We start from the raw sequence: 18,227 nt of genomic DNA on the forward strand, positions 1-18,227 counted from the left end.
AAGCCGTTCAAGGAGTTCACCGACTGGGAGTGGGACTGGTTCTACCTGTTCGACATGGAGGAGATCTCGTACAAGCGGGTCGACGAGTTGGTCGGCAAGAAGGTCTCGCCTCTCAGGGCGTTCGGCGGACTGTTCGTGTACTACAAAGGCGACGAAGTCGTCCACGTCGAATTGCTCGACCGGCGTGGCGGCTACTGTGAGGGTATCTACACGGCGACCGCTTACGTGCGGAAAGAATACGCGTGCTGGCTCGCCGACGACAACTTCAAGCACTTGCCTCCGCCGTGATCGGATGATCGTCGGTGCTCGTACGCGTTGGCCATGCCGGGTTCTTGGAAGTCAGCTGGCTGAAAGCCGGAGGGCTGCTGGTCACTTGATTCGTGTCAAGGGAGTGTACGAGGAGGAGCGGTGGAGGAGAGTTCGTTGCGCTGCAACGGTTCCTGTATGCGGCGAGCTGCGCTCAACTGACCTGTCGCGAGAGGTGCTGCGGCTGTTTATGCAGGTCAGGTCATGATCGGGGGCGTGCCTGGGGGTCAAGGGGGCGCAGGTTCAAATCCTGTCGTCCCGACGGTCTGGAGAAGCCCGCTCGATCTGGATGAAAGCCCTGTGGGGTGCCAGAACACTGCACTGAGGCGCTGAGCTGCGGCGATCGCGCACCACGTGCTGCAGGAGCACGATCGTGGGGTGTGGCGCTAAGACTGCTTTACCTGATCTTCGCCCAGATCCTCGGCTGGTTGGTTCTGCTGGGTCGGTCATCGGCGGCCAAGGACGTGGAGTTGCTGGTGCTGCGACACCAGGTCGCCGTGCTGCGCCGGGCCAACCCTCGCGCACGACTGGATTGGGCCGATCGTGCGGTGCTCGCCACGTTGGTGAGACGCCTACCCGACTGGTTACGACACCACCGGCTGGTGACGCCGAGCACCGTCCTGCGATGGCACCGGCGCCTGGTCGCGAAGAAGTGGACCTACCCGAACCGCACCGGCCGACCACCGACGGACGACGCCGCGGTGGCGTTAATCGAGCGGATGGCCCGGGGGAACACCGGCTGGGGCTACCGCAGGATCCAGGGCGAGTTGCTCAAGGTCGGCCACCGGGTCGCCGCCTCGACCGTGCGCCGCGTGCTCAAGCGCCTACGCATACCGCCCGCACGCGAGCGCGACAGCGACGCTTCGTGGCGGCGGTTCCTGCGCGCGCAGGCCTCCGGCATGTTGGCCTGCGACTTCTTCCACGTCGACTGTGCCCTGACGCTCAAACGCGTGTACGTGTTCTTCGTGCTCGAGGTCGCCACCCGCTACGTCCACATCCTCGGCACCACCACCAACCCCGACGGACCCTGGACGACCCAACAGGCCCGCAACCCGCTCATGGACCTGGGTGACCGGGCCGACGACTTCCGGTTCCTCATCCGCGACCGGGCCGGTCAGTTCACCACTTCGTTCGACACAGTCCTCGCCGACGCCAGCATCCACGTCGTGAAGACCCCACCACAGTGTCCACGAGCCAACGCCTATGCCGAACGGTTCATCGGAACCGTCAGGCGGGAAGTCGCCGACCGACTGCTCATCATCAACGAACACCACGTGCGAGCGGTACTCGACCGCTACGCGACCCACTACAACCACCGCCGACCACGCAGAGCACAGCAACTCGCGCCACCACGACCCGACAGGCCAACAGCAGAGCCGGGCTGCACGTTGATACGTCGCCGACCGGTCCTCGGCGGCCTCATCAACGAGTACGAACCCGTAGCAGCCTAACCGCAGGTCAGACCCTGTGGCCGTCCATTTCCTCTTCAAAAAGGGCTGACCCTCGAAATGAAATTTTCCATCCGAAACGGAGTTCCGCTCCAGGGTGTGCTCACCTACGACGAGTCCGAGTACGGGTTCTCCTTCAGTGCGTCGAGCGATGAACCGCTGAGTGAAAGACTCGGCTCCGAGGGTGTCGCCAGTGTACTGATAGGTACACTACAACTCGAGGTGGGCATCGAGTCGCGGGAAGTCCTGTTCGCTTGGGGGTACTTCCCGAACGTTCGTGGCGTTACGGCCGAGCTGGGTGCTCCGGATTTCATCGCTGGGCGGGTGTTCATCTCGTCGGACCACGCCTTTGAACCGGGAGTCTCTTTCGAGGTGCCTGGGGATGGATTGCGCGTTTCGTATGATCCATCCTCCGGGTGGGTTGCACTTCGTTTGAAGGACGCCCTCGACGCTAAGTTCGTCCAGATCGCCAGCGGAGTCGTTCTGGGCATCGACACCGGTTACCTCGTCTCGGTCTGGCTTCATCCCGTTTCACCGGATGAAGCCAGGTCGGACCGGCGGTATCTGCGCTGACGCTGTGTCTGCCGATAACCGATCCATGCAGGTGAGAACCGTGATCAGGACAAGGGGCTCGGGATGGCCGGGGGGGTGTCCCTATGTGGTTGTCAAGCCGCAGCCGGGGCGGGAGTGGTCTCGGGGTGGCGGTAGTGGGTCTTGTTGCGGAGCATTGCGAACAGGACGTCGCAGCGTCGTCGGGCCAGGCAGATCAGGGCGGCGTTGTGTTTCTTCCCTTCGTCGCGTTTGCGCTGGTAGTAGGCGCGGCTGGTCGGGTCGGAGAGGGCTGCGAACGCGGCGAGGAAGAACGCCCGTTTGAGCTTGCGGTTGCCGGTCCGGGCCGGATGCTCGCCTTTGATCGACGAGCCGGAGCGGCGGGTGACCGGGGCGATGCCGGCGTAGGCGGCCAGGTGGGCGGAGCTGGCGAAGCCGGAGGCGTCGCCGACTTCGAGCAGGATGCGGGCGGCGGTCCTGACCCCGATGCCGGGCATCGAGATCAGGACCGGGGCGAGAGGGTGCGCATCAAGCATCCCCTCGACCTCGTCGGCGACGCTTTTGCGTTGCAGGAGCACGGCCTTGAGGCTGTCGGCGAGTCTGGGCAGCACGGTGTCGGCCGCCGTGGTGCCCGGGACCGTGACGGTCTGTTCGTCCAGGGCGGTCCAGATCTGCTCGACCAGCCTGTCGCCCATGCGGGGTGCGTGGGCGGTGGCGATCGCGGCGACTTTGCGTCGTCCGGCTTTGCGGATGCCTGTCGGTCCGCCGCAGCGGGACAGGATCTCCAGCACCGCCGGATGGGCGATGCGGGGTCCGAGGGCGCGTTCGAGGGCTGGGTGGATGCCGGTGAGCAGGCCGCGGATGCGGTTGGAGATGCGGGTGGCCTCGGCTGCCAGGTCGTCGTCGAAGCCGACCAGCACCCCGGGTTCGGCCAGGGTGTCGTCGCCGGTGTCGACCGCGCGCAGGGTGTGGGGCAGGGTGCGGGCGGCGTCGGCGATGACGTGGGCGTCGCGGGCGTCGGTCTTGGCGTTGCCGGGGTAGAGGTCGGCGATGCGGCGCATGGCCAGGCCGGGCAGGTAGGCGACCCGGTGGCCGACGGCGCGGGCGACCGCGACGGGCAGGGCGCCGATGGTGGCGGGCTGGTCTACCACGACCAGCACCGTCCCGTGTCGGGCGAGTTTGTCGAACACTGCCCGAAGCTTGGGTTCGGTGTTGGGCAGCGGGGCGTCGTGGAGGCGTTTCCCGCCGGGGTCCAGGGCGACGGCGTGGTGTTCGCCCTTGCCCACGTCCACGCCGAGGAACACCTGGTAACCGCTGGTCATGCCGAGTGTCTTCCGTGTCGTGCGGTGTGGTCGAGGGTCCGGCACCGTCGGCCGGCAGCCACGTTACGACGAGACCTACCCGAAGGTGGCCGTGTCCCTATGAGCGGTCCGGCGATGCCACCGGGTCCGGTGACACCACCCCCCGGATCATGCCTTCGACTGGGGGACAAAGTCATGCCGGACCCGGCGACCACAGCTCCTTGATCAGGAACCACGAAAAAGGTAACGGGGGGCTCGCGTCAAGAGCGGTGTGGCCCGCTATATCGAGGGCCAACCGAATAGGAGTACCAGGTCACCGGCCTGTCGCGTTGATGTGAATGCTGTAGGAGTCGCACCGGGGACTCGAACAAGCACCGCGTCGTCGCTGCCCGCTATCGCGATCACTTGATTCGTGTCATGGGAGTGGACGAGGAGGAGCGGGTGGAGGAGAGTTCGTTGTGCTGAAACAGTTTCTGCCTGCATCGAGCTGTACTCAACTGACCTGTCGCGAGGGTGGTCCACCTGTGCATCGAGCGGCCGTCCGCGATCTCGAGGAGCATGCCGGGAGCGGGTGGTGGGAGCAAATTGGGGGCCGTTGGACGCTGTGCCTGCCGAAAACGTCGTCCGTGCAGGTCAGGCGGCGTGGTGGTACTCGTTGAGGATGCCGCCCAGCCGCTGTCGTTGGCGGATGTCGAGGTGGGTGAGCGCCGCTTGGTTCGTAATGGATTGCGGCAGAACGCGTAGTGGTCGGGCGTTGTCGATGCCTTGGTGGGGCCGGTGGGTGTTGTAGAACCGCTCGTACTCGTGCAGCGCGTGGAGCAGGTGCTGTTGGTTCCAGATCAGCGTTCGGTCGAGCAGTTCCCGTCGGCAGCTTTGGATCCAGCGCTCCATGATCGCGTTCATCCGCGGGATCCGGACTCCACTGAGAACGACCTGGATGCCCGTGCCGGAGAGGACGGCGTCGAACAGGGCAGGGTACTTTCCGTCGCGGTCGCGGATCAGGAAGCACGCGTGTCGGCCTGCGTCTTCGAGGTCCATGACGAGGTTCCTGGCGGCTTGGGTGACCCAGGAGGCGGTCGGGTGTGCGGTGGCGCCGAGGACGCGGATCCGGCGGCTGGGGTGTTCTATGACCGCGAGCACGTGCAGGCGGGTGCCGTTCAGGATGGTGGTCTCGAAGAAGTCGCAGGCCAGGAGCGCGGCGGCTTGGGAGCGGAGGAAGGTCGACCAGGTCGTCGAGGTGCGCTCGGGGGCCGGGTCGATCTCGGCGTCCTGGAGTATCTGCCACACCGTGGAGGCGGCGACCTTGATGCCGAGTACGAGGAGTTCTCCGTGGATGCGTCGGTAGCCCCAGGCGGGATTCTCGCGCGCCAGACGCAGTACCAGGAGTCGGATGGAGCGGATGGTTCGTGGTCGGCCGGGCCGTTTGGGTCGGGATCTGGCGGCGTGGTGGCGGGCGAGAAGGTCTCGGTGCCACCGCAGAATCGTCTCTGGGCGTACCAGTAGTCGGAGTCGACGAAGCGCTTGCATCGGGAGTCGGTGCAGCAGTGGTCGAGGGTGTCCACACCTACTATGTGGTTGCAGTTGCGGTGCCCATTCTCGTCCACAACTGCGAACGAGAGAACAAGGTCGTCAACCTGATTTTGGGGCCAGGGCCGTATGCAGTGGAGGGTGTGTCGGTTGCTCGTGGTGACCGGATCGACCCAGTCATCGAACAACCGAATCATCAATGAATTGGGCGATGCGCATGGTTGTCAAACCTGTCCGGCGAAAACTCCAGGAACTAAAGTGGCAACTGGATCGGTGATCATGTCCCGGCCAACCGGTTGGCACCCGGTGGGTCGTTCACCGCGTACCCTCATTGTAGTAATTGTGCTCGCACCCAAGGGGGTGTAGTGAATGGAATCAATCGGGAGTGGTATGACTTCCCCGCAGAGTAGTGCACAGAGTGGGCGTCTCATGGGATCGTTTACCGTGAGCTTCTCCCACGGGCTTTTGGTTATTCGGGACCGGGATAGTACTTCGACTCACGATCGCTGGGATCCGTCGACGTCTGGTATCGATGTGGAGCCTGACTCGATCTACCTTGCAGTGCTTAACGCAATCGATGGTGCCGTGAAGGTGAATTTCATTGAAGGTGGTGAACCGGACCTGGAGTTGATTTGCGTCTACCAGGGGAGCCTCGAGGTGTCCTCCGGGCAAATGATTGCTCATGACCCGGACGGGGACATCACAGCAGTGTTCTACGTAGACCCCGGGGTCAACCAGCTTCGTGTCGAAGTTGACGAAGATGGTGAGGCGAGTACGGTCAACGTCCGCTGCAGTCCGGCGGGGCGGCCATGACCTTGGCCATCGCAGGCTTAGCGCTTTCCCGCGTCTGTGTAACGTCGGTTCTGAGTTGGCCTGTGGGCGTTAAAAGTTGGCCACATGGTCTGACCTGCAGGTTAGACTCCTGCGGGTTCGTACTCGTTGTTCAGTTCGCCGAGAACTGGCCGGCGGCGTATCGACACGCGGTCGGGCTCTTCGATCGGGTGGTCCGGTCGTGGTGGCGAGAGTTGCAGAGGTGCGCAGGGCTCGGGGGGACGGCCTTGCTTCGGTCGAGAAGTTGTTTACCAGGAGCTTTGCTGAATTTCCGCTGCGACCGCGGCACGCGTCATCGGGTTGGACGGGGCTCGACGACGGATCGCCGGTGAGATCACCCAGGCCGGGGAAACTGGTGATGATCTGGTGGTCGGGGTGCCGGCGGAACGCTTCGGCGGTGGCCTCGCCGAGCTGGTCTGCGTTGACGCATTCCGCGTCGAGCGTGGCCAGCAGTGCGGTCGCCTGCCGGCCGAGTGCGTCCTCGACCAACGGCGGCTGCCGCAGCTGGTCGATGCGCAGCGCTTGGTGGAGTTGGGCGGCCAGGGCGTCGATGCCGCGCTTGCGGCCCGCCCGACGCAGGGCCGTGGCGATGCGGGTCCTGGTCAGCCTCGACGCGGCCGTCGGTGTCGGAGCCAGGGCCAAGACGGCGCGGGCCTCGGGGCTGGCGAGGTTGGTGACGGTGCCCTTGGCGAAGGCGGCAAGGAAGCTCGGGTAGTACTCGCGCAGCAGGGACCGCAGTTCCTGGGCGGCCTTGGTGCGGCGCCAGATGGCGTCCTGGGTGGCGCGGGCCAGCACCGCGACGGCCTGGGCGAGTTCGCTGTCGGCGGGCATCGGCCGGTGGGCGTGGGCGTCGGTGCGCAGGATGTTGGCCAGCGGTAGCGGGCCACCGCCATCGGGTTGATCGCGTAGACCCGCCTGCCCGTCTGGCGCGGTGCGGCGACCAGCAGACCGCGTGGGGGCGACGTCGTGGTGGTCCTCGGCCCTGGTCGACGCCGACGGCGGCCTGGTCAATCCCGCAGAACACCCTCACTGGTGTGCTTTCCCCTCAACTCATCTCTTTGTGCTGGTCAAACCCTGGCGAGAACGCGCGGCACCCTAATGACGAGGCTCTGCGGCCTGACCTCCGATTGAGCCGTTCGCGATCCCGGCGATCCGCGCGGCCACCGGTCTCGACTCAGAGCTCCAGTGCTCCCGGCTCGTCGGGTGTCGTCCGCACGGACGGCTCGAACCACGAGCAACATCATGATCAACGAGGTGGTGGCGCCCGAGGCGCACCCCGGCCGCCACCACCGGTTCCGCCGTCGGCTCGCTCTTAGACAAGGGCTCAAGGCCCGAGGTATCGCCAGGCGTCAGCGGAACGCATGGACGAACGACCAGACCGGGCCGGGTGCCGATCTACGACTTCAGGCTCAAGGCCACGGCCCAGTGCAGGCATCCAGTCCGGACCGGCCTGCTCGTTCGAGCTTGGGAACGACCCGCTGGGCCAAGCCGCCAACCTTTTCGAGACCTTCACATGTCAGGTAACGGGAAGGCGTCCTTGATCCTCAACGGGTCGTTCGGCACTCATTAGGTAACGGGGGCGATCTGGACGATTCGGCTGTAGCGTCCTGTACGGGTGCTCCGACTGGGTGGTGCCTGGTGGTGTCGGGTGGCCCGGAGATGCGGTCGGGTGACACTGGGTCTGTGCGCGAGTCGAACGTGGGCAATCGGGTCGATGGCCATGTGGTGGGCGCGGTGGTGCAGGCCGGCACGATCGACCGGGTGGTGCTGTATCCGCCGCCGCAGGAGAACGTGCTGCCTGTGCCACGGCAACTGCCAGCAGTGTTGAGCGATTTCGCCGGGCGTGCCGACGAGGTCGAGGCACTGGACGGGTTCCTGCCGCCTGATCGGGATGATGGTGGCGGTGAGCCGGTCGTGGTGGTGATGGACGGTACCGCCGGGGTGGGCAAGACGTCGCTGGTGGTGTGGTGGGCGCGCAGTGTGGAGCATCGGTTTCCCGACGGCACGCTGTTCGTGAATTTGCGTGGATACGGGCCGAGTGCACCGGTGGAGGCGCGTCTGGCGCTCGCGTCGTTCCTTCTGGCGCTCGGGGTTGCCGAGGAGCGCGTTCCGGCCGATCTGGACGCGCAGGTCGCGTTGTACCGGTCGTTGTTGGCGGTTCGACGGGTGCTGGTCGTGTTGGACAACGCCGCCTCCGCCGAGCAGGTCCGTCCACTTCTGCCCGCCGCGGCGGGGTGTGCGGTGGTGGTGACCAGTCGGCTGGTGTTGACCGGTCTTGTGATCACCGAGTCCGCGCGTCGCCTGGCGCTTGACCTGTTCACGCCTGGTGACGCGCTCTGGTTGGCCACGCGGGTGGTCGGCGCGGATCGCGCGGCCAAGGAGCCGGACGCTGTGGCGGAATTGGTGCGGTTGTGTGCGCGGTTGCCGTTGGCGGTGCGGGTGGCTTCGTCCCGAGTCGCCGCCCACCCGCACACCACGGTCGCCGACGTCGTCGACACCATCCGCGACGAACACGAGAGGCTGGACACGTTGAGCACCACAGGAGACGACCACAGCGCGGTGCGCACCGTGCTCGAATGGTCCTACAGCTGGCTCGCCGCCGAACACGCACGAACCTTCCGCCGCCTCGGCCTGCACCCTGGTACCGAATTCAGTGTCCAAGCCGTCGCCGCCCTCGCCGGCCAGGACCACCGGACCACGCTGCGGCACCTGGAGGTGCTGGCCGATCTGCACCTGGTCGAGCCGGTCGCGCGCGGCCGATACCGGATTCACGATCTCCTGCACGTCTACGCCGCCGATCGGGCGCGCCTCGACGACACGGACATCGAGCGGCTCGCGTCGGAAAGGGCCGTGCTCGGCTGGTACGCGCGAGCCGCAGTTGAGGCGGACCAGTTGGTGTTCCCTGGAAACGTCTTCCCTGAGCCCATCAGCGCCGAGACGCCCGGATCGTCGGTGATGGGCGATCGGGAGCAGGCGTTGGCGTGGCTGACCATCGAGCACACCACGCTGCAGGCCGCGTTGCGCCATGCGGAACGACATGGTGCTCACCGGGAGGTGATGGCGATCGCCTCCGCGATGCGGTTCCTCGTGATGAGCTCCCGCGCCTTGTGGCCAGCGCGGATGCAGGCCGAGTCCCGCGGTCTCGACGCGGCACGGGCCTGCCACGAACGAAGGTTCGAGGCGTTGTTTCTCCTGCGGCGTGGGGACACCCTTCAGCAGATGGGGAACTGGGACGCTTCAGACAAGGATCTACGCGCGGCTCTCGCGATCGCTGATGGGCTGGGTGATCCGGGACTGCGCGGTGACGCGTTGATCGGTCTGGGTCTCACTCGTGTGCTGCGGAAGCGGTTCGTCGATGCCGAGCCGTACTACCGGGAAGCGTTGCCGCTGGTGCGTGGTCTGCGCGGTGGCTACGTCGAAGCGGTGGTGCACACCAACCTCGCGTTGATCACCATCCGGCTGGGGCGTCCACATGAAGCGCTCGACCACGCCGAGCGGGGACTGGCGCTGCGTCGGGTGATCAAGGCTGGCGACGGCATCGGCTACGCCCTGCACGATGTCGCGAGGGCGCACCAGGCTCTTGGTGATCATCACGCTGCGGTCAAGGCGTGCGAGCAGGCGTTGGCCGAGTTCCACGCCTACGCCGGGAGCGAGTCCTACACGGCGACCACGCTCGAGGTTCTGGCGGACTCGCTGCTACACCTTGGCGACACGGTCGCCGCGCAACAGTGTCTGGCCGAGGCGGTGGAGATCCTTTCCAGACTCGGCGACTCCCACGCGAACACTCTGCGTGGGCGACTTCCCCTCACAGAGCAGCCGCCTACGCATCCTCACGATGATCAGACCCGGTCCTGACCGCCATTGTCACGAGCCTGTGGCAGCGGCCCGCAAGTCGGGCACAGCGGGCTCGGCGCGGTGAGTTCGAGCGCCCTGCTGTCCCGCAGCGTGACGAGGTTGAACCCGTACTCGCGGTCGGCTGGCAGAGCTGGCACGTCGGCGATCAGACTCATCACCGCGTGCGCGGTCATCAGACCCGCCATCCCGGCCGAGACCGCCGTGACCGCGTGCGACTCCGGTATCCCGATCCCCGGCGACCACGGGGTCTGTGCTGGCAGGGCGGCGAGTCGCACGTCCCGTTCTGCATAGAAGCAGTCCCGACAAGGCCCGCCCTTCCCCGGCCGGTACAGGCCGATGCTGACCCGCGGTCCCTGATAGCCGCCGTGCACCCACGCCGTACCGGTCTCCCGGCACGCCCGGTTGGCCCACGACGTGATTCCAGCGGGCTTGTCCGCCGCCAACAGCAGCACGTCGAACCGCACCGCCAGCCCAAGCAACACCGTCGGGCCGTCTACCACCAGCCGCTCTCCAGTGACCAGCACCTCACGGTTGCAGGCGCGCAACCGCTCCACCGCCGCCTCGACCTTCGGCCGGCCAACGTCCTGTTCGACGAACAGGAGCTGCCGGTTCAGGTTCGACAGCTCCACCACGTCGGGCTCAACGCAGTGCACGTGCCCCACCCCAGAGGCCACCAGCGCCGCAGCCGCAGTGCTGCCCACACCTCCGATGCCGACTACCACGACCCGAGCCTGCCGCAACAGCAGTTGCACGTCCCAACTCGTGCGACGTGGCGTGCGGTCCATCCACCGCCACAAGCCCCGAGCTCGCCCGTACCGCTCCCGCTCCGCTGCTGACAGCCCTTCGGAAACCCGCTCGGCCGCGTCCTCCACGTAGCCTTCGCGGATCAGATCGTTGATCGCGGCGCGAACATCGACCTCGGATCTGTCCGGGAACGCGTGGACCAGGTCGGCGACTACCCGGTCCATCGTCCGCGTCCCGTCCAGGATCTCCAACAACGCCCACACCCACCCGTCCGGATCCGCCATCGCGGCCGCGATACCTTGTACCGCGCCGATCCGGACACGACCGTCGCCGAGACGAACAGGCCGGTGCTCCCATTTGATCCTCGGACGAAACATTCCTACCTCCCTGATTGCCTAGGACTGCCCGCCGTTCGGGCTGAAGGTCAAGTCATCCTCCTCGATTTCCACGAATTCGATCACCACGGCACCTCCCTTCCGCGCCCTCGCACTCAGGAAGCAGCCAGCCCGCCTGACTACCCTGCCGAACATGGCGTCACCGAACTGCCAGGAGTGATGGCCCTGCGGCCCATCCCGACTCCCTGCCCGCTTCCCCCGATCTTCAGAAAGATCAGGATGTGCCGGACCCGTTGCATGTCACCTGCCAGTCCACTTCGTCGAACTCGATCATCATCCGCCCCCCTTTCCCTTCCGGGAGACGACGCCACGCCACACGATCTCCGAATGATCGCGTCGGCTGCTGGAAGCTCATGACGTCGGTCTCCGTTTCACCCGCATCGGCTTTCGGGGCTGGAACCAGCGTCGGCCCCAGCACACGACAGGTGGCCGGACGGCGCACACGACACCGCGGCAGACACCGATACCCCGGACGGGTGGGAATTTTGTCGGCCGCGATGTCCGCACTTGTCGGAGACCACCTGGATGACCGCTGCCGATGACCGCCACACTCCGTCGATGACACCTGCCCCCACGAGGGTGGATTCGGGTGACGAAAGGATGCAGTACAGCCGGATCGGCTGGACTGCGACATGGATCTCGACAGACTGCACGCTCAGCAGGGCTGCAGCCGGGGGGACGGATGGAGATCCGATTACTTGGCAACGTTGAACTCCGCAACGGCCACAACGTCATCACACTGACGAGGTCAGCGGAACGATGTCTGCTCGGCTTGCTGGCCCTGGAGGTCGGTAGACCCGTCACCGTCATGACCCTGATCGACCGCATTTGGGGCGAAGAGGGCCAGCGCGAGCCCAAACCCAAAACCCTCACACGCTACATCGGTTACATCCGCGATGCCATCGGGCAGGCCGGTGGAGACCGCACCCAACTGCGCCACGAGCCCGGCGCCAACGCCTACCTGCTCGACGTCGACCCCGACGCGATCGACTACCACCGCTTCCTCCGCGAGGCCGACGCCGCGGTCGAGCATCGCGACCCGGACCGTCTCCACCTAGCCCTCGGACTGTGGCGCGGAACCCCGCTGCGAGACGTACGGCGACGTTGGGTCGACACCTTCCGCCACCACGCCCACGCACACCGCCGCACCGCACTGGTCAACCTCTGGGAACTGCTGCTCGACCAAGGCCGACACCACGAGATCGCAGCCCAACTCGGCACTCTGGAGCCTGATGTCGTCCACGACGAGCGCCTGCTGCTCCTTGGGGCAGAAGCATTGGCCCGCACCGGGCGACACGTTGCCATCGCCGCCTGGGCCGACCGCATCGCTGCCCTCATGCGCGACCTCAGTGGCGGCACCGGGCTTTCCGCCTCCACCCGCACCCGGCTCCACCACTTGATCATGCACCCACCCGGTCCCACGAACGCGACCTCCGGCGCCGGCCGCCACAACAGTGCCGTCAGGGTCGGTGATTCCGGCACCGTCAACCTGACATACGCCTCGCCACCGGGAACCGCTTCGCTAGCCGACACGACTTCCGGGCATACCGCGTCGGCGTCCGATCCCGCCCTCAACTCGCCCAGCGCAGCTGACGTCACGGAGCAGACGCACAGCGCCGTCAATGCCGGTGTCGCCGCCACGAATCTCGACGACATGAGCGTTCGCTTCTCAGCCCCCGACCGAACCGGTCACCGCAACAGCGCCGATCCGCTGGTGTTCCCTCCGCCCAGGTCTTCCACGCCCTCCGAGGTGCCGCGGCAACTGCCGATAGCACCCTTCCGCTTCGTCGGACGTGCGGCATACCTGGCCGAACTCGACCGCATCGCCGAGCTCAGCGTCGAGCAGACCACCTCGATCGTGGTGTCGGCCATCGCCGGAACGGCGGGCGTGGGGAAAACTGCCCTCACGCTCTACTGGGCTCATCGGGCAAAGGATCGCTTCCCGGACGGACATCTGTACGTCAACCTGCAGGGTTTCGGTCCTGTGCCCCCGGTGCAACCGGAGCTCGCACTCGACGCGTTCGTCCGCGCGTTGGGCGTCCCTGGGGAACGGGTACCGATCGGCTTGGAGCAACTGGCCGCTCTGTACCGCTCGTTGCTCGACGGACGGCGAATGCTGATCGTCCTGGACAACGCCAGCGACGCCGACCAAGTGCGTCCTCTGCTCCCGGGCGCACCGGGGGCGGTCGTGATGATCACCAGCCGCAACAAGCTCTCCGGCCTGGTCGCGAGGGAAGGCGCGCACCGGATCATCCTCGACCCACTGTCGATCGACGAAGCGACCACCCTGGTCGCAAGCATCGTCGGCGAACGCGCCCGCGCGGAAGAATCGGCAGCATACAAACTCGTCGATTTCTGCGATCGTCTTCCGCTCGCACTGCGGATAGCCGCCGAGCGGATAGCCTCCCACCCGTATGCGACCTTAACCGGCCTGGTGACGGATCTGGCGGTCGAACGGAATCGGCTGGACATTTTGACGACGGACGACATCAGCACTGAGATGCGTACGGTGCTGTCGTGGTCCTATCGTGCGCTATCCGACGATGCCGCGCGCGCGTTCACACTGCTGTCCTTGCACCCTGGTCCCGAGTTCAGGGTTGCGGCGGCCGCCGCGCTGATCGGAACGACTGTCGATGAATGCCGAAAACTACTCGAAAAATTAACCAACGCACATCTTCTCGAACAGGTCGAATGGGGGCGTTTTCGTTTCCATGACCTGATCCGAACCTACGCGAACGAGCGCAGCGTGGCAGACGATGCGACATCCGCCGCAGCGACCAGGAGAATACTTTTATACTACCTGGCCAGCGCTAACTCGATGCGCCAGGTCCTCATACCGCACACCATGCCAATATCCGTAGAAGTCGCGGATGCGCCACCTTTCGGACCGGCAGACCTCAATGGTGAAGAAGCGGTCGTATGGCACGAGATGGAACTGGCCAATCTGACGGCAGCGATCCGCACTGCCGCGCAATCTGGGCACGACGAGATCGCCTGGAAGACCACTGCGGCACTGTGGGCCTTCTTCTACCTGCGAAAGCACTGGCCAGAATGGATCGAAGCCTTCGAGATAGGCATGCAAGCAGCCCGACGAGATGAAGCCCCCGCCGGCGAAGCATGGATGCTCACATTCCTCGCGCTTGCTTACTGCGACCTTCGGGAGTTCGACCGTGCGTACGACTTCTGCGATAGGGCGACCAATCGATGGAGGACGGCAGAACACCGATGGGGAGAAGGAATCTCACTGATCACATTAGGACTGATCCACTACAGCGCTCGAAGGTTCTCCGACGCAGTGGCAGCGCAACTAGCAGGGCTCGACCTCGTTAGCGAATTCAACGACGAATGGGCAACATCCTTCACCTTGACCATGCTGGGAAACACCCACCGCGAGCTACTCCGCCCAAACGAGGCGATCATGTACTACGAACGGGCGCTAATCCTCGCACAAAAAGGAAGAAATCGATACTCTGAAGCCTTTGCTCTTTCCAGCATCGGCGAGACTAAGGCCAGCCTCGGTCAACCCGAAGCCGCGTTGGAGTACTGCAGCCGTGCGCTTTCGATTTGGAGGGAAATCGGTAATCGTCAAGGGGAAGGCCGAACCCTGTTCGGAATCGGCAAGGCGCACTACGACCGCGAGCACGTCACCGCAGCGCAGCAGACTTGGCGAGACGCGCACGCAGTATTCGAGGAACTAGGTGATCCGCAGGCGGCTGACGTGCGTGCCTTCCTGGACAGCCTCGACGATTGACACCGGTACCACCGGCCGATCGTTTCTTCGGATACCTTCCGGTCAGGGTTGTCGGTGTCGGTGTCGGAGATGCCCGTGCCGGTGAAACCTTGTGCTTGCCGAAATCCCGTCCGTGCTGGTCAGGCGGCATGGTGGTACTCGTTGGGGATGCCGCCCAGTTGTTGCCGTTGGCGGATGTCGAGTCGGGTGAGGGCTGCTTGGTCGGTGACGGCTGGTGGCAGTGTGCGCAGTGGTCGGGCGTTGGCGATGCCTTGGTGGGGCCGGTGGGTGTTGTAGTACTTCTCGTACTTGCGCAGGGCGTGGAGTAAGTGCGGTCGGTTCCAGATGAGGGCGCGGTCGAGTAGTTCGCGTCGGCAGCTGCGGATCCAACGCTCCATGATCGCGTTCATGCGCGGTATCCGGACGCCGCTGAGGACGACCTCGATGCCCGAATCGGCGAGGACAGCGTCGAACAGGTGGGAAACTTCCCGTCACGGTCTCGGATCAGGAATCGTGCGGTGCTGCCTGTGTCTTCGAGGTCCATGACGAGGTTCCTGGGCTTGGGTGACCCAGGATGCGGTGGGGTGTGCGGTGGCGCCGAGGACTCTGATTCGGCGGCTGGTGTGCTCGATGACGGCGTGCACGTACTGGCGGGTGCCGCTCAACGTGGAGGTCTCGAAGAAGTCGCAGGCCAGTAGAGCCTCGGCCTGGGAGCGGAGGAAGGCCGACCAGGTCGTTGTGGTGCATTCGGGTGCTTGGTCGATTCCGGCGTTTCTGAGGATCTGCCGGACGGTGGAGGCTGCGACCTTGATGCCGAGTACGAGGAGTTCGCCGTGGATGCGGCGGTAGCCCCAGGCGGGATTCTCTTGTGCCAGGCGCAGCACCAGGAGTCGGATCGAGCGGATGGTTCGTGGTCGGCCGGGCCGCCTGGGACGGGGCCTGGCAGCGTGGCGGCGCGCGAGGAGGTCGCGGTGCCACCGAAGCACTGTCTCCGGGCGTACCAGTAGTCGGAGCCGACGATGCGCATCGGCGGGGAGTCGGTGCAGCAGTGCCGCGAGGAATGCCCGGTCGCCGGGGGAGAACCGCGGACGGGCGTCACCGAGTTGGCATTCCAGGAGGGTGATCTGGTGCCGTAGCGCCAGGATTTCCGTGTCCTTGTCCCGGTCGCTCATGGGCAGCAGGCGCAGCAGGGCGAAGGCGTTGGTCACGCCGGGGTAGGGCAGTCGGAGCAGCACAGCCGGTCATCATGCCGCGTCAGCCGAGGGCGCTGCGGATCTGCGGCCCGCACCTGCGAGCACCTCCACTCCGCAGGTTACGCACAGCTCAACCTGCATGGATGGGGTTGTCGGCAGGCACAGCGATGGCGTAGTTCCATTCGCCGTGGAACTCCTCGCGTTCGACGCGGTGCGCGACGGCGTGGTGTTCGGTCTTGGTCAGCGTGCGGCCCGTGGGGTAGTGGTTCTCGTCCAGCGTGGCCTTGACGGTCAATCCGGTGCGGGTGCGTGTGGCCGAGATGCTTCGAAGCAGTACCTCGTAGTCGGTCAGCGGCTGCCTGCGCAGGCTGTGGGTGATGCGGGAGAACAGTCGGTGCTCCACCTTGTTCCACTTCGAGGTTCCCGGCGGGAAGTGCTTGACGCTGGTGGTGAGCCCCGACTCGTCGCAGAACGTCGCGATGTCCGATCTGAACAGGGTGGAGTCGGCGGAGTTCGCCCGCCGGCGTCGGCGGTGACCAGCAGCCTGGTGGCGTCGGGGTAGTAGAGGCGGCCCTGGTCGTTCCACCAGCGGCGCAGGGACTCCACGGCGAACGCGGCGGTGTTACGGTCGGTGCCGACGTTCACCCAGCCGGTGTCGCGCCCGAGGTCGTAGACGCCGTAGGGGATGGCGATCGGGGTGTCCGGGTAGGTGAAGTCGTGGTCCGGGGCGGTGATCGGTTGTCCGCGGGGTCGCCAGGCGCGGCCGGCGCGGGCGAAGTCGCCGATCGGCTCCTTCTTCTTGGCATCCACGCTCACCACCGGCAGACCGGCCGCCAGGAACGACTCGACGGCCGCGTTGGTGTGCCGGAACTGGGCATCGCGGTCCGGCACTTGGCTGCCCGCGCGAACCTTGGCCATGCCCTGCAGGCTGAATCCCATCCGGCGCAGCAGCCTGCCGACCAGCGGGACGCTGACCGGATGCCCGGAGGCGGTCAACTCCCGGGCCAGGTCCCGCAGCGAGGCGGTGGTCCAGCGCAACGGGGACACCGGATCGCCGAGCTCGCGCGGCTCGATCAACGCCTCCGGCACCAGACCAGGATCGTTCTTGGTCGCGGACTTACGCCCCCCGCCGGGTCTGCGCACCCGACCCAACGGTTCGGCAACGCCGGCGAGTTCGGCCCGCCCCCGCACGATGGTCGACTGCGACACCTCCGCCAGCCTGGCCACCGCGCTGATCCCGCCGTGCCCCAACGCCTGGCCTCGACCGCCGGATACAGACGCCGCCGCCGCTCGTCCAGATGAGGCAGCAACGCCGCGAACTTCACCTCCAGCACCGCCAGTGCCCGTTCCGGTATCCCCACGACAGCCGGAAACACCACACAGATGATCATGGCGAAGCCAAACCATCAGTAATTCTGTTACGGCTCCTCACCAGCGCGTCTCCGTCGCGAAATACCGGGCCGCCTTGCGCAGGATGTCGCGCTCCTCCTCCAACTCCCGGACACGCTGCGCAGCGTGACGTTCTCGTCCTCCGGCGAGACCGCCGGGCACTCCCGGTGGTCGTGGCGGGCCCCCGGCTCGCTGCGCGTCGTCGTGCCGGATCCAGTTGCGCAGCGTCTCGTGGTTGACTCCGAAGTCCTGGACCACCGACTTGATCGTCGCTCCCGGCCGGGACCGGTAGAGCGCGACCGTCTCGGCCCGGAACTCCGGCGGGTAGTGCTTCATCACCATCTGAACGGGACTCGTGTCCACCCGGATCCTCAGGGTCCAAGTGTGTGTCTGGTGTCCAACATCCAGGGTCAAGTCCACAGAACGTGCCGATCCGGCTCACTCAGTGCGATCGTTTCGCTACCCTCCACATCAGGGAGGAATCATGTTCGGCAACGACCTCAGCCGGATCCTCGACTTGGGAGATCCGGACGAGATGGTGCGGCGGCTCGACGAGCTGGACCGCAAGATGGAACGGGCGGCTGCCAGCTACGAGCAGCTCGAACAGGCCGCCGGCACGATGCGGATCACCGAGGTGGATCCCACAGGCGTAACGGCGGTGGTGGACATCGACGGCCAGTTGGTGGAGCTGGTCACGACGCCGGAGATCACCCGCATGCCACCTGAGCAGATCGGGCCGGCCGTACTGGCCTGCGTTCGCCGCGCCCAGTCACGCATCGCCGAGAGGTACCGCGAGGCCGCGGAGCAGACCGGCGCCGACGACGAGATGACCAGGCACGTCATCGAGTCGTACCAGCAGCGCTATCCCGCCCCGGAACCCGACCGGAACCTGAGGCCCGATGGCGGCCCGTCGACGTTGCGGCTGGGCCAGCTCGAAGACGAATGACCGGTGGTGGGGA

Annotated in this window: 14 protein-coding genes and 1 pseudogene; 7 read left to right on the top strand and 8 right to left on the bottom strand. The window is 65.8% G+C overall.

Annotated elements, in window-relative coordinates; all coding sequences use genetic code 11:
* The 3 genes from ADK67_RS52340 to ADK67_RS09840 all read left to right on the top strand — a co-directional run.
* Positions 1–288, top strand: a 288-nt coding sequence (locus tag ADK67_RS52340) for a hypothetical protein (protein WP_197289360.1), incomplete at its 5' end; no start/stop codon positions are given.
* A 323-nt stretch (positions 289–611) separates the two neighbouring features.
* Positions 612–1,757 (top strand): integrase core domain-containing protein, encoded by a 1,146-nt coding sequence (locus ADK67_RS53475; protein ID WP_231648100.1) that lies wholly within the window; start codon positions 612–614, stop codon positions 1,755–1,757.
* 96 nt (positions 1,758–1,853) lie between these two features.
* A complete protein-coding gene (locus tag ADK67_RS09840; RefSeq protein WP_053716094.1) occupies positions 1,854–2,327 on the top strand; it encodes a hypothetical protein in 474 nt (157 codons plus the stop codon).
* A gap of 92 nt (positions 2,328–2,419) precedes the next feature.
* On the opposite strand, the gene ADK67_RS09845 is transcribed toward ADK67_RS09840, so the two are convergent.
* Positions 2,420–3,625, bottom strand: a complete 1,206-nt coding sequence (locus tag ADK67_RS09845; RefSeq protein ID WP_053716095.1) for an IS110 family transposase — start codon at positions 3,623–3,625, stop codon at positions 2,420–2,422.
* Between the two features lie 612 nt (positions 3,626–4,237).
* On the bottom strand, positions 4,238–5,131 hold the full coding sequence (locus ADK67_RS53480) for an integrase core domain-containing protein (RefSeq protein ID WP_082403343.1): 894 nt from the start codon (positions 5,129–5,131) through the stop codon (positions 4,238–4,240).
* A gap of 444 nt (positions 5,132–5,575) precedes the next feature.
* Between ADK67_RS53480 and ADK67_RS09855 the strand changes: the two genes are divergently transcribed.
* Positions 5,576–5,944: a hypothetical protein gene (locus ADK67_RS09855; RefSeq protein ID WP_157620062.1), complete on the top strand. Its 369-nt coding sequence runs from the start codon at positions 5,576–5,578 to the stop codon at positions 5,942–5,944.
* A 69-nt stretch (positions 5,945–6,013) separates the two neighbouring features.
* Here ADK67_RS09855 and ADK67_RS09860 read toward each other — a convergent pair whose 3' ends face one another.
* Positions 6,014–6,973, bottom strand: coding sequence for an IS110 family transposase (locus ADK67_RS09860; RefSeq protein WP_231648101.1), 960 nt, complete (start codon positions 6,971–6,973; stop codon positions 6,014–6,016).
* 672 nt (positions 6,974–7,645) lie between these two features.
* Between ADK67_RS09860 and ADK67_RS09865 the strand changes: the two genes are divergently transcribed.
* Positions 7,646–9,817: an ATP-binding protein gene (locus tag ADK67_RS09865; protein WP_197289361.1), complete on the top strand. Its 2,172-nt coding sequence runs from the start codon at positions 7,646–7,648 to the stop codon at positions 9,815–9,817.
* Here the strand turns inward: ADK67_RS09865 and ADK67_RS09870 are convergent.
* On the bottom strand, positions 9,802–10,938 hold the full coding sequence (locus tag ADK67_RS09870) for a ThiF family adenylyltransferase (protein ID WP_053716099.1): 1,137 nt from the start codon (positions 10,936–10,938) through the stop codon (positions 9,802–9,804). The two genes, ADK67_RS09865 and ADK67_RS09870, sit on opposite strands and share 16 nt — an antisense overlap.
* 700 nt (positions 10,939–11,638) lie before the next feature.
* Between ADK67_RS09870 and ADK67_RS09875 the strand changes: the two genes are divergently transcribed.
* Positions 11,639–14,707, top strand: coding sequence for an AfsR/SARP family transcriptional regulator (locus ADK67_RS09875; RefSeq protein ID WP_082403345.1), 3,069 nt, complete (start codon positions 11,639–11,641; stop codon positions 14,705–14,707).
* 119 nt (positions 14,708–14,826) lie between these two features.
* On the opposite strand, the gene ADK67_RS53485 is transcribed toward ADK67_RS09875, so the two are convergent.
* The 4 genes and pseudogenes from ADK67_RS53485 to ADK67_RS09895 form a co-directional block, all read right to left on the bottom strand.
* Positions 14,827–15,084, bottom strand: coding sequence for a transposase (locus ADK67_RS53485; RefSeq protein WP_231648103.1), 258 nt, complete (start codon positions 15,082–15,084; stop codon positions 14,827–14,829).
* Between the two features lie 93 nt (positions 15,085–15,177).
* Entirely contained in the window at positions 15,178–15,921 is a 744-nt protein-coding gene (locus ADK67_RS53490; protein ID WP_231648104.1) for a hypothetical protein, read from the bottom strand.
* Positions 15,922–16,009: 88 nt separating this feature from the next.
* A pseudogene (locus ADK67_RS48185) lies at positions 16,010–17,270 on the bottom strand (ISAzo13 family transposase).
* A gap of 37 nt (positions 17,271–17,307) precedes the next feature.
* The gene (locus ADK67_RS09895) at positions 17,308–17,631 is read right to left on the bottom strand and encodes a transposase (RefSeq protein WP_157620066.1); all 324 of its coding nucleotides are present in this window, start codon (positions 17,629–17,631) and stop codon (positions 17,308–17,310) included.
* Positions 17,632–17,752: 121 nt separating this feature from the next.
* On the opposite strand from ADK67_RS09895, the gene ADK67_RS09900 reads away from it, so the two are divergent.
* Positions 17,753–18,214 carry a hypothetical protein gene (locus tag ADK67_RS09900; protein ID WP_053716104.1) on the top strand — a complete coding sequence of 154 codons (462 nt, stop codon included), beginning with the start codon at positions 17,753–17,755 and terminating at the stop codon, positions 18,212–18,214.
* The last annotated feature ends 13 nt before the right edge of the window (positions 18,215–18,227 follow it).

It is taken from the genome of Saccharothrix sp. NRRL B-16348 (assembly GCF_001280085.1).
GTDB lineage: Bacteria > Actinomycetota > Actinomycetes > Mycobacteriales > Pseudonocardiaceae > Actinosynnema.

What these genes read in the sequence shown, in the direction of transcription:
- ADK67_RS09845 (WP_053716095.1), bottom strand. Translation starts at nt 3,625, where the DNA reads ATGACCAGCGGTTACCAGGTGTTCCTCGGCGTGGACGTGGGCAAGGGC.
- ADK67_RS53480 (WP_082403343.1), bottom strand. Translation starts at nt 5,131, where the DNA reads ATGCAAGCGCTTCGTCGACTCCGACTACTGGTACGCCCAGAGACGATT.
- ADK67_RS09870 (WP_053716099.1), bottom strand. Translation starts at nt 10,938, where the DNA reads ATGTTTCGTCCGAGGATCAAATGGGAGCACCGGCCTGTTCGTCTCGGC.
- ADK67_RS09875 (WP_082403345.1), top strand. Translation starts at nt 11,639, where the DNA reads ATGGAGATCCGATTACTTGGCAACGTTGAACTCCGCAACGGCCACAAC.
- ADK67_RS53485 (WP_231648103.1), bottom strand. Translation starts at nt 15,084, where the DNA reads ATGGAGCGTTGGATCCGCAGCTGCCGACGCGAACTACTCGACCGCGCC.
- ADK67_RS09900 (WP_053716104.1), top strand. Translation starts at nt 17,753, where the DNA reads ATGTTCGGCAACGACCTCAGCCGGATCCTCGACTTGGGAGATCCGGAC.